This is a genomic window from Chamaesiphon sp. (assembly GCF_041737865.1).
In the GTDB taxonomy this organism is placed as follows: domain Bacteria; phylum Cyanobacteriota; class Cyanobacteriia; order Cyanobacteriales; family Chamaesiphonaceae; genus Chamaesiphon.
In genome coordinates, this window is sequence record NZ_JBGSQZ010000208.1 from 1 (window position 1) to 12,622 (window position 12,622).

The following is a 12,622-nucleotide window of genomic DNA, read 5'->3' on the forward strand; positions in this document are numbered from 1 at the left end:
GAAAAACCGTTCTTCCTGGAGAGTATAATTAAATGCTTTTTGAATATCTGGTTATGCAAGCACAGGACAAATAAACACCATATTTTTCGAATCTAACTATCGAGCTAGATTCTGATGTCGCGACAATTTTCCCAGATTCTAGTGCAGTTAATGAAGGATTGCGCCTATTAATGAGACTAACTAAACAGCAAGAAAATCTACAGTCCGTAACTGAATCAGAAAAGGTGTAATTTAACTGATATGACAGAAACTAATGAATCTTCAAATCGACTCGATCGATTGTTCGATAATTGCTGGGGTTCGGTATCATCAAAAATATTCACAGTAGTGGGAGATAGAGTGAGACTTTCATTCAAATGATACTTTGAATCTGAGCGACAAACCACATCGCGGCATTACCATTCTCATTATCCATCTGTTCTAAAGTTTGCTCTAGTAACTCGATCGGTAGTCCAGTCAACGCCACTGATTCACTACACTGTTCGTACTTTCCATCAACTAATCGAAACGCTAAAACTTGCTTACCTTTGACATCGATTACCCAATATTCAGGAATACCTAAAGCTAGATATAATTGCTTCTTTTCATCTAAATCTGTAGCTAAAGTTGTATCGGCAATCTCAGCAACTAAATCGGGTACGCGCCACGAATCTAAATTCACTCGGCGCGGTTCTCCCGACTTCCAGCGTGGAGAGTCACCACCAATATACAGCACTTTATCCGGCGCAGCACTCTGAGTCTGGGGTTTTTCCATCACACAACCACCAAGCAAATCGAATTTCACATCAGTCTGTCTAGCAAACCAGAAACCGAATATTAAGGTAAATAGTTCATTAAAGCGTGAGTGGTTGATGCCTTCGTTGCCCATATCGATCCAAATTGTGTCTAGATTAAAAAAGACGCGCTCTTGTTCGTCGAGGTTTTCGACACGTTCTAGATATTCAGCCCAAGTGGCACTCCGCCACGAACTAATTCTAGCTGGAGAATCGATGATAACGGAAGTATTCATAGGGGATGACCTCTGATAATGCGATCGGCTACTAGATCCCCGACTTCTGGGAGAAGTCGGGGATCTAGCCCCGCCCAAGTTTATACAGCTTGTGGAATTGTGTTTCTATTCTGCACTTCTAACCAAATCAATAGTGCATTGACATCGGCAGGATTGACACCACCGATGCGAGTGGCTTGTCCGATAGTTGCGGGTTGAATTTGGGTTAATTTTTCTCGTGATTCTTTGGAGAGAGTTTCGATCGCATGATAGTCGATCTGACTGGGTAATTTCCGATTGGAATGTTTGCTTACTTGGTCGATTTGATGTTGTTGGCGACTCAAATACCCCGCATATTTGATTTCGATTTCGGCACCTTCTTGTTCGGCAAGATTTAGATCTTCATTACCTAGTTTAAATTCAATTAACTGGGGATAATGCAATCCAGGACGACGCAATAGTTCGGCAAGTGTAATCGAACCTTTAATGATTTCTCCAGTTGCCGCCGTAATCGCTTTTCCGGTCGGTTCGAGTTCCTTTACTCTAGTTTTTTCCAGGCGTTCTTTCTCAGCAACGATCTGCGCTTGTTTGCTGGTAAATAACCCCCAACGCCTGTCATCAATAAGTCCGATTTCTCGACCCAATGGTGTCAATCTTTGGTCGGCATTGTCCGATCGCAATAATAGCCGATATTCCGATCGACTAGTCAACATCCGATAAGGTTCGCGCAAATCTTTAGTACACAGATCGTCGATTAAAGTCCCCAAATAACTCTGTTCGCGGGGAAAGACAATCATCTCCTGACGATTGACAAATCGCGCCGCGTTTACCCCCGCGACAAATCCCTGCCCCGCTGCTTCCTCATAGCCAGTGGTACCATTTACCTGTCCCGCACAAAATAGCCCCTCAATCTTTTTGGTCATCATGGTGGGATAACATTGAGTCGCAGGGAGATAGTCGTACTCCACCGCATAAGCCGGACGCAACATCACGCACTGCTCCATCCCTGGGAGCGTTCGCAACATTTCCACCTGGAGACTTTCGGGGAGTCCAGTCGAAAAACCCTGAATATACAACTCAGGAATATCCCGCCCTTCCGGTTCGATGAAAATCTGGTGACTTTCCTTATCGGCAAACCGGACGATTTTATCTTCAATACTCGGACAATATCTTGGCCCCTTGGCATCTACCCAACCGCCATATACAGGCGACAGATGGAGATTTTCCCGAATCAGGCGATGAGTTTCGGGAGTTGTGCGCGTTAGATGACAGGGGATCTGTTCCTTCTCAACCCAGACATCGGGATCGAAACTAAACCAGCGCACTCGGGTATCACCTGGCTGTGGTTCCATCTTAGTGTAGTCTACCGATCGCTTATCCACTCGCGCAGGCGTACCAGTTTTCAGCCGCCCAGTTTCAAACCCCAATCGGTGCAAAGTTTCTGTCAACCCCGTTGCGGCAAATTCCCCCGCACGTCCAGCAGCCATCGACTTATTCCCTACCCAAATCGTCCCACCGAGGAACGTCCCCGTAGTCAAAATTACTGCCTGACACTCAAACGCTACGCCAAAATAAGTCTCAACGCCAATTACCTTATTATTCGCATCCAAAACCAAATCCGTCACCATCCCTTCCCGAATGGTGAGATTGTCCTGATTTTCGACAATATTTTTCATCACTGCTGCATATTCGCGCTTGTCAGTCTGCGCGCGCAATGCCCACACAGCAGGGCCTCTCGTATCATTCAAGACCCGTTTCTGAAGATAGGTGCGATCGGCCATTTTACCAATTTCACCGCCCAGCGCATCGATTTCATGGGTGAGCTGGGACTTGGCGGGGCCGCCGACGGCTGGATTGCAAGGTTGCCAGCCGATTTTGTCTAAGTTGAGGGTGAGGAGGAGGGTGCGACAGCCCAGTCGAGCGGTAGCTAGTGCGGCTTCACAGCCTGCATGTCCAGCGCCGACAACGATGATATCAAAGCTATCTTGGAATTTAACGTCGGGATTCATAATTGATGGGGGAGGAGCTTGAAATTGTAACTTTTCCGCCCTGAGTTTTAGGTGCGATCGGGTCTATCTCTATTATATTCTGCTAATCGCTCGACAGCTCGGCTATTGGTGCGTTACGGCTTGCGCCCAACGCACTCTACATCAACCTAGCTTCTGATTTAGGATTGCTATATGCTGCTTACTCAATTATCGACTAATTCACCTTGTTCGCGGAGGATTAGTCGATCGCCCTGATAGACGAGCAGAATATTTTCGTTAGTTATTATATAACGATATAGCCCATTCCGAAACTCATAACCCAGAAAAGTATAACTGCGGCTATTATTAACTGTTTTACCCGTTAGAAAAATAGATTTACCTGTTTTTAAAGATTTACCAACATAAGTAACTCGATCGCAAGTCACATTACCTTCCTCACAATGTCGGGTAATCTTAATTTGGAAATTTTTAGTGATTAAGGTTTCGGCACCTACAAGATCGGTACAAGCTATAAATCCAGCAATTGGGAGGAGCATCAAGCTGATGATATTACATTTTAGCATGTGAGCCGCTCCGGTAAAGTTAGTGTGGATATTTATAGATACATTTCTGTGTCAGCAATTACGGAATATTCATCCGATTATCAGCTCCTATTAAATTTTAATTGATGATTTGGTGGTAATGTTGCTGGTACATCAGCACTTTATCGCTGGTTTTCACACCACTGGAGCAGCCAGTTATTTAGGGCTGCTGGTAATTCTTTGCGCTTTCTAGTTTGAGGATCGATGACTATGTGTTTGGTGATAGTTGTAGCTAATACTACTGAGTTAGTAGAAAATATTTGATATTTAATCTCAAATCTGTGGATATCGATCGATCTCGGCGTAAGTTCGATAATTACTCGATCGCCACAATATAATGGTTTGTAAAAGTCAGCAGATACATGAATAATCGGTACTGCAAAATTAGGATTATCTACAAATAATTGAAGATTTACACCCGATCCAATTAATGAAGCTTCATAGGCAACATGGCAGATTGAAAGAATATTGGCAAAATAGACAACTCCGGCTGCATCGGTATCTCGCAATTGAACTACATACTCATAACTAAAAGACATAATCTGCTTTCTTCAACATTTCAAATACGATCTCGCTCCCGACAACTGAATATCGACTAGCCACTAGCTACACCAACAACAATGGTTGACACATACTCAAAGCATGAGCTAATTGCTCAATTTTCACAGGCTTAGTTACATAATCGTGCATCCCAGCATCGAGGCATTCTTGCTTATCACCTTCTAGAGCATTTGCTGTCATCGCAATAATTGTCGGGCAACGATGTTCGGGTAATTCAGTTAAGATCCTGCGGGTAGCTTCGATTCCATCCATTTTCGGCATGTGGAGATCCATTAATACCACATCATAAGTATGAAGATGTAATAGTTCGAGTACCTCTAAACCATTCATCGCAATATCAGCTTGATAACCAATCCGCTTTAACATATGGATAGCTACTTTCTGGTTGACAATATTATCTTCAGCTAACAAAATTCTTAATGGAAATACAGCTCGATCTAGATTGTGACTGAACGATCTTGATTTAGAGGCGGCAAAAGATTTTGAGGGATTTTTGCCTAAAATATGAGCTAGCACATCTTGAAGTTGAAATTGTTTGATTGGTTTATTTAGAGTAGCGGCAAAATCGACTCTAGCTGCTTCAATTTCAATCTGACTGATACTAAGTGAACTGAGCATCACTAATGGTAACTTTTGATATTCTGGAAGCTCTCGAATTTTTTGAGCAAGTGTCAAACCATCCATCTCTGGCATATACATATCCAAAATGGCGAGATCGAAATGTCCGCGCAAATCGAGTAATTTGAGAGCTTCAGCTCCAGATTTGGTAGGATGTGCAAACATCCCCCAAGACTGAGCTTGAAGTGCTAAAATTTTGCGATGAGTAGAATTATCTTCGACGATTAATAATCGTTTGCCTTTTAATTCATCAGGCTGATACTGCTCTTTTCGATCGGATTGCGATGACGCTGAAGCCGCCTTAGCAATAATGGTAAAAAAGAAGTTAGATCCACCTTCACCATTACTTTCGACCCACATTTTACCGCCCATCAATTCAGTAAGTCGTCTGCTGATAATCAATCCTAAACCCGTACCGCCATAGTTACGAGTAGTAGAAGAATCGACTTGGCTAAAAGCTTTGAACAATCGATCGATCTTATCTTGGGGAATACCAATGCCTGTATCTTTGACTACAAACCGCACCTCATAAGTAGGCCGATCGGTGGTGAGCACTGAATCTGGAATCGCCACAATTTTGCGTGAAGTTACGCCGACGATCACTTCGCCAGAATTGGTAAACTTCAAGCCATTACCAACTAAGTTGACTAAGATCTGGCGGACACGGGTAGCATCACCATACAAGCAACTGGGAGTATTTTTGTAGATGAGATAGGCAAGTTCTAAGTTTTTTTCGGCGGCTTTGGGTGCGAGGAGATCGAGAGTTTCTTCGATACAGTCGCGAATATCAAAAGGTCGATCGTCTAGTTCTAATTTACCCGATTCAATTTTAGAAAAATCGAGAATATCATTAATTAATGTGAGTAAAGCGTCACCACTATGGCGAATCGTACTCACAAACTCATGTTGTTGAGACGTAAGTTCGGTATCTAACAGCAATCCTGTCATCCCAATCACCCCATTCATGGGCGTACGGATCTCATGACTCATGGCAGCTAAAAAAGCACTTTTAGCTTTATTCGCCGATTCTGCGGCTTGTTTGGACTGTTCGAGGAGATAATTTTGGTGCTGAAGTTCGGCGGATTTTTGGCGCAGGGCGAGATTTGATGCTTCAAGTTGGCGATGTAGGTGAGACTGATCCAATACTCGCTTGACTCTTTGGCGCAATACCGCCCAGTGGATAGGTTTGGTGATGTAGTCAGCAGCTCCTACCGCGTAAGCTCGATCGAGTGATGCGTTATCATCTAAGCCCGTAATCATCAATACTGGAGTCAGCTCCCCTCCAGGCAACTGCTGTAAATGTTCGCAACATTCAAATCCATCCATTTCTGGCATCACTCCATCCATCAGCACCAAGTCTGGCTGGATCTCTTGATAAATAACGATCGCTTCTGCCCCATTTCGCGCAGTTCTCACCTGATAACCATCATATTGTACTTTCTCGCACAGCATCTGTCTGACTAGCTCGTCATCATCGACAATTAAGATTAGCGGTGGGTAATGAGGTCTTTTACCGATTGCCATAATGGGGTATAAACTACAAATTGTAAATCGATTGAGGAGTGGCTTTTTTTGATACTCTCTCTAGTATTTATCCCAAAAATCACCAGAAAACTGACGTTGCTTGCGAATCTATCCCTACTTGCTACCGCATCGTGAAATATTGCCAAACTTATTTGTCCGATCGCGGGCAACTAACAACGGTTGTGTGGTACTATCCAGTGTTATCTATAGCTGATTTAAGCATTAAGTCTAAATCAACGATCCAGGTCAGTCGCCATCAATAGATGGTTCGACCTGAGTGCAAAGCATAAGCTGTGCCAAGATTACCACTTTGTATCCGATCCTTTGCTCCCTTGACTGTAACTTCATGCAATTGCGAGATTCCCTCCGCCGAACTAAGATTGTTGCTACCATCGGCCCAGCGACTAGTAGCCCTGAAGTCCTGAAACAATTGATTCAAGCTGGGGCAACGACTCTGCGACTCAATTTTTCCCACGGTACTCACGACGATCATTTAGCAAATATTCGCCTGATTCGGCAAATATCCTTTGAACTAAATCAGCCCGTAGGGATCCTACAAGATTTGCAGGGGCCGAAAATCAGATTGGGCAAATTTGCCGATGGCTCGATCGTGCTAAAAAATGGCGATCCATTCACGCTGACGAGTAAAATCATCCCAGGCACGCAGACAATTAGTTCGGTAACTTACGAGACTCTAGCCGAAGAAGTGCCAGTTGGTTCGACGATCCTCCTCGATGATGGTAAGGTCGAAATGGTCGTAACTGGAGTCGATCCTGTTACCAGTGAATTGCACTGTCAAGTAGTCGTCGGCGGAACGCTATCAAATAATAAAGGTGTCAACTTTCCTGGAGTCTACCTTTCAATCAAAGCTCTGACTGATAAAGACCGTCAGGATCTGATGTTTGGACTAGATCAAGGTGTAGACTGGGTAGCCCTCAGCTTTGTCCGCAATCCGGCTGATATCATCGAAATCAAAGAACTAATCGCCAATGCGGGTAAAGAAGTTCCAGTCATCGCTAAAATTGAAAAGCACGAAGCGATCGAGCAAATGGAAGCGATCCTCTCCCTCTGCGATGGGGTCATGGTAGCACGAGGCGACCTCGGCGTGGAAATGCCCGCCGAACAAGTCCCTAGAATTCAGAAGCAACTGATTGCGACAGCCAACCGGATGGGAATTCCGATCATTACGGCTACCCAAATGTTGGATAGTATGGTAAATAATCCCCGTGGCACTCGCGCCGAAATTTCCGACGTTGCCAATGCGATCCTTGATGGTACCGACGCGGTGATGCTCTCTAATGAAACCGCTGTAGGTATTTATCCGATTGAAGCCGTCCAAACTATGGCGAGAATCGCCCTCGAAACCGAAAAAGGAAAACTCTCCAAACGCTGGGAAGATAACAAACGATCGATCCCCAATGCCATCAGTGAAGCCGTCAGCAACATCGCCGAACAACTCGGAGCCGCCGCCATCATCCCCTTTACCAAAACCGGAGCCACCGCCCGCAGCGTCTCCAAATTTCGCCCATCCAAGCCGATTCTCGCCGTCACACCCCACGTAGACGTTGCCCGTAGACTCCAGCTCGTGTGGGGCGTTCAACCCATCCTCCTGCTCGATCTACCCAATGTCAGTGATAACTTCCAAGCCGCAATTAAGATGGCGCAGAAAAGCAATCTTTTGCAAGAAGGGGATTTAGTCGTGATTATGTCTGGTACCCAAGGGGTGGCTGGTTCTACAGATCTAGTCAAAGTCGAAGTCGTCACTTCCGTTTTAGGTGAAGGAATCGGCATCGGGCATGGTTTAGTCACTGGATCTGCTCATATTGCCAATTCGCCCAAGGATATCGCTCACTTTAATAAAGGGGATATCTTAGTGGTAAAGACGACGAATGCTGAGTACCTGGAAGCAATTCGCAAAGCTAGCGCAATTATCGTCGAGGAAGAAGGTTTAACCTGTCATGCGGCGGTGTTAGGATTACGATTGGATATTCCAGTTATTGTTGGGGTCAAGGGTGCTACCCAGAGCATTCGTGGTGGCACCGTAATTACCCTCGATGTCCAACGTGGGCTGATTTATTCTGGGGCAATTAGTTTTAATTAGCGTAGGAAGTTGAGAGTGACGATGCTCCATCCGAGCAGCTCCGCCAAAGAGCGCAAGAAGTGGCTATCAGTTATCGGTATTGGTGAGTCGGGATTGTCCGCACTAAGTCCACTCGCGCGCGGATTTGTCGATCGAGCATCACTCATCGTCGGTGGTAAACGTCATTTAGCTATGCTCGATGACTCTTTACAACCTCGGCTCGTGTGGACATCGCCGATTGAAGCATCGATCGAGTCAATCCTCACACATCGAGGTACCCCAGTCTGTATCCTGGCTAGCGGCGATCCGCTCTGTTATGGCATCGGAGTGACTTTGCTCAAGTATATCTCGCTCCATGAGATGACCATTATCCCCGCTCCATCGACCTTTAGTCTAGCTTGTGCCCGATTGGGATGGTCGTTGACAGACGTAGAGACAATCAGTTTGTGCGGACGTGCTCCTGACTTTCTAGCGGCGATCCTCGCGCCAGATGCCAAGTTATTAATTTTGAGCGCAGGTGCAGATACGCCGCAGATTGTGGCAGATTTGTTGACGCAACGTGGCTACGGGGATAGTCAAATTACCGTATTAGAACACTTGGGTGGACGCGAAAGAGTAGTTTCAGATCTTGCCAGAGCCTGGTCGAAACCGGAGGTAGCCGCTCTCAATGCGATCGCCGTTGAATGCCGCATCGATCCAAATACAACCCCCTTAAATCGCCTCCCAGGACTGCCTGAGAGTGCCTATCATCACGATGGACAACTGACAAAGCGCGAAGTCCGCGCGATCACTTTAGCCGCGCTGGCACCAATGCCAGGGGAATTACTGTGGGATGTGGGGGCTGGCTGTGGTTCGATTGGGATTGAATGGTTGCGGAGTCATCCTCGATGTCGAGCGATCGCGATCGAGCAACACTCCCATCGGTTACAATTTATTGCCGATAATATGGCAGCTTTGGGCACCCCCCACCTCCAACTCGTGCAGGGCAAAGCACCAGCAGCTTTGACAGATTTACCGACTCCCGATGCAATTTTTATCGGTGGTGGCGTTACAGCTCCAGGATTATTAGCTACCTGTTGGACGGCATTGCGATCGGGTGGTAGATTAGTGGCTAATGCTGTGACAGTAGAGAGCGAATTGCAGTTATTGCAGTGGCATCAACAAGTCGGTGGCGAACTGACTCGGATCGCGATTCAACGTACTCAGGTAATTGGTGGCTTTCTCGGCTGGAAACCGCTGATTCCGGTGACGCAGTTGGTAGTAGTCAAGGGTAGAGGGTAGAGGGTAGAGGGTAGCGATTCGCGCCCGCCTTTGTTCCCCGACGGTTTAGCTCAATCGAAAAGTTCATCAGCGAGATCGAAATTAGCCGTGACGGTTTGAACATCATCCAACGCTTCGAGCACTTCGATCGATTTGAGCAACTGCTTACTCTGCTCTGGATCGTCCACTAGCACTGTATTTTGTGGTACCCACCGCCACTGGCTATCGCTGACAATAAAACCCTCAGATCGCAGCGTAGCATTGAGTAGTTCGAGATTTCCACCGTGGTAAATACTTCCGCCCCTGGCTGCTCCTCATCGTCGATTAGCTCGTAGATGTCCGCACCACCTGTTAGAGCCGCCTCTAACAGCCGATCCTCATCCACACTCCCCACGATCGAGCATACCCCCCTGAGGTCGAACATCCACCTCACACAGCCCATTTCCCCCAGATTTCCACCCTGCTTGACAAATGCAAATCGCAGATCCGCCGCAGTCCGCTTGCGATTGTCTGTCAGAGCTTCGACAATAATGGCTACCCCGCCAGCACCATAACCTTCATAGCGAATTGCTTCGAGTCGATCGCTACTATCTAAAGTACCTGCACCCTTGGCAATCGCCCGATCGATGTTATCGTTGGGGATACCTGCTGCTTTGGCTTTTTCGATCGCCGTCCGCAGTTGGAAGTTACCATCGGGATCGGGAACTCCATTCCGCGTGGCGACGATAATCGCCCGTGATATTTGGGCAAATGTTTTCCCCTTTACAACATCAACTCGTGCCTTTTGTCGCTTAATATTGGCCCATTTACTATGACCTGCCATATCGATCGATTAGCTTCTAAAATTGGAATATTGGCTGCTTTAATTTTACTCACAATTACCGCAGGATGTACGCCAACTCAACTAGATACTAATGGGGTGACACATCTCACCTTGTGGCAAGGAATTAATCCACCGCCCAATCGAGTTGTTTTTGAGGAATTAGTTACCAAATTTAATCAACAACATCCATCGATCGAGGTTGAATCGCTCTATGTCGGACAAGCCGATCGACAGTTACCAAAAATTCTGGCTGCGGTAGTAGGTGATGCTAAACCAGATCTGCTCTGGTATGGGCCGATGTTGACGGGGCAATTAGTCGATTTGGATGCGATCGAGCCTATAGAAAAACTGTGGAATCGATCGCCAATTAGTCAAGATATCGATCCAGCTTTACTTGGCTCGATGCAGTATGAAAACCATTTATGGTCTGTACCTTTCGGCACAAATAATGTCGGTATCTTCTATCGTCCGAGTCTCTTTAAAGCAGCAGGAATCGATCGTCTTCCCACTAATTGGACAGAATTTAAAGCCACTGCCAAACAACTTACTCGCGATACTAATGGTGATGGTAAAAATGATACCCACGGTATATTATTACCATTAGGGCAAGGCGAATGGACGGTATTTACTTGGCTACCTTTTATGTGGAGTGGTGGTGGTGAATTGCGTTCTGACGTGAATTCAGCCCAACCCCACTGGCAAATCGATAATCCTGGGGCAATTAATGCCCTGCAATTATGGAGCGATCTGGTTCGAGATGGTAGTGCCATTTTATCATCTCCAGAACGAGGCTATGAGTTAGATAATTTCCTATCTGGTAAAGTAGCGATGCAATTAACTGGCCCTTGGACATTGGGACAATTAGCCGGACTCAATCAAACTGACTATGATGTGATGCCGATTCCGATGGGGACTCGATCGGCAACAAGTATCGGTGGAGAAAATCTATTTATGATGAAGAGTACTCCCGCACATCAACAAGCCGCTTGGGAGTTTATGGAATATGTACTGAGTGAAGATTTTCAAACTGAGTGGGCATTAGGTACGGGATATTTACCGATAAATCTCAAGTCTCGCGATCGATCTGCCTATCGAGATTATGTAACTAAAACACCTGCCACGCAAGTATTTTTAGACCAAGCTAAGTATGGTAGATCCCGTCCAGTCGAGCCTGGATATAGTGAAATATCTGAAGACCTCGGACGCGCGATTGAATCGGTATTACTAAATAAATCTTCACCTGAAGCAGCACTCAAAACAGCTCAAGAAAGACTAAATTTAAGCTTGAATCAATAAGAATATTTATGATAAAATAACTCAATGTTTAGCTAGTTTATCCTCTCAATTGATGCGTGATGAGTTTTGATAATGTCTGTAAGCTATTGGCAGAAAAATACCCCGCAGATTTTGTCAGATGGTTGACTACTGATGATGCTAGAAATGTTAAAGTATTAAAAACGAGTTGAGTATCGAACCAATTCGCGCTGATTCGGTAATCTTTATTCAAACCTCCAGCCAGATTCTGCATATTGAGTTCCAAACGTTAACACTGTCTAAACCAGGAATTCCCTTTCGGATGCTGGATTATTCAGTGAGACTCAAACGTCAATACCAATGTCCGGTCGCTCAGGTGGTAATATTTTTACAGGAGACAGACGATCCAATTGCGCGGATGCAAGAGTATGTAGATGAAACAACTACACATCGCTATCGCTCACTCCGCATGTGGGAACAGGATGCAGGGTTATTTTTAGGAAATTTGGCTCTACTACCGTTAGCCCCATTGTGTCAAACTGATTCGCCACGAGATTTGCTATCGCAGGTGGCGATACAGGTAGCTAAAATAGAGGAGCGGCAGGAGCGGCAGAATACGGCAGGTTATACTGAGATTCTAGCAGGGTTGCGGTTTGAGAAAAGTTTGATTCGGCAGTTATTAAGTGAGGATATCATGCAAGAGTCTGTTATTTATCAGGATATTTTACAAAAAGGAGAACAGAAAGGTGAACAGAAGGAGGCTGTAAGATTTTTAAATCGATTATTAAATAGACGATTTGGGGAAATAGACCAATCCTAAATATAATCTGTGGACAAAAAAGATAGCAAAACTGTAAAATAGTATTTTATCTAATATGCCAAACCCACTGCAATATATTGAAAAGCATCCAGATCGAGCCAAGGAAATTATAGGTATTGAGTATG

At 45.4% G+C, this 12,622-nt stretch carries 8 protein-coding genes and 2 pseudogenes; 4 read left to right on the plus strand and 6 right to left on the minus strand.

Annotated features, from left to right (window positions below; translation table 11 throughout):
- Positions 1–352 precede the first annotated feature (352 nt).
- The 5 genes from ACEW9J_RS15575 to ACEW9J_RS15595 form a co-directional block, all read right to left on the minus strand.
- Positions 353–1,009, minus strand: coding sequence for a Uma2 family endonuclease (locus ACEW9J_RS15575; RefSeq protein ID WP_373546031.1), 657 nt, complete (start codon positions 1,007–1,009; stop codon positions 353–355).
- Positions 1,010–1,089: 80 nt separating this feature from the next.
- Positions 1,090–2,997 (minus strand): tRNA uridine-5-carboxymethylaminomethyl(34) synthesis enzyme MnmG, encoded by a 1,908-nt coding sequence (gene mnmG, locus ACEW9J_RS15580; protein ID WP_373546032.1) that lies wholly within the window; start codon positions 2,995–2,997, stop codon positions 1,090–1,092.
- Positions 2,998–3,179: 182 nt separating this feature from the next.
- The gene (locus ACEW9J_RS15585) at positions 3,180–3,539 is read right to left on the minus strand and encodes a hypothetical protein (RefSeq protein ID WP_373546033.1); all 360 of its coding nucleotides are present in this window, start codon (positions 3,537–3,539) and stop codon (positions 3,180–3,182) included.
- A 140-nt stretch (positions 3,540–3,679) separates the two neighbouring features.
- Positions 3,680–4,096, minus strand: coding sequence for an acyl-CoA thioesterase (locus ACEW9J_RS15590; RefSeq protein ID WP_373546034.1), 417 nt, complete (start codon positions 4,094–4,096; stop codon positions 3,680–3,682).
- A gap of 67 nt (positions 4,097–4,163) precedes the next feature.
- On the minus strand, positions 4,164–6,260 hold the full coding sequence (locus tag ACEW9J_RS15595; RefSeq protein WP_373546035.1) for a response regulator: 2,097 nt from the start codon (positions 6,258–6,260) through the stop codon (positions 4,164–4,166).
- Positions 6,261–6,606: 346 nt separating this feature from the next.
- On the opposite strand from ACEW9J_RS15595, the gene pyk reads away from it, so the two are divergent.
- Positions 6,607–8,361 (plus strand): pyruvate kinase, encoded by a 1,755-nt coding sequence (gene pyk, locus ACEW9J_RS15600; RefSeq protein WP_373546036.1) that lies wholly within the window; start codon positions 6,607–6,609, stop codon positions 8,359–8,361.
- A 21-nt stretch (positions 8,362–8,382) separates the two neighbouring features.
- A complete protein-coding gene (gene cbiE, locus ACEW9J_RS15605; protein WP_373546037.1) occupies positions 8,383–9,621 on the plus strand; it encodes a precorrin-6y C5,15-methyltransferase (decarboxylating) subunit CbiE in 1,239 nt (412 codons plus the stop codon).
- A gap of 50 nt (positions 9,622–9,671) precedes the next feature.
- Here cbiE and ACEW9J_RS15610 read toward each other — a convergent pair.
- Positions 9,672–10,423 (minus strand): annotated as a pseudogene (locus tag ACEW9J_RS15610) (YebC/PmpR family DNA-binding transcriptional regulator).
- On the opposite strand from ACEW9J_RS15610, the gene ACEW9J_RS15615 reads away from it, so the two are divergent.
- Positions 10,412–11,719, plus strand: coding sequence for an ABC transporter substrate-binding protein (locus ACEW9J_RS15615; protein WP_373546038.1), 1,308 nt, complete (start codon positions 10,412–10,414; stop codon positions 11,717–11,719). The pseudogene ACEW9J_RS15610 and the gene ACEW9J_RS15615 overlap by 12 nt on opposite strands.
- A 59-nt stretch (positions 11,720–11,778) precedes the next feature.
- Positions 11,779–12,494: pseudogene (locus ACEW9J_RS15620) on the plus strand (Rpn family recombination-promoting nuclease/putative transposase); the annotation flags it as partial.
- Between the last annotated feature and the right edge of the window lie 128 nt (positions 12,495–12,622).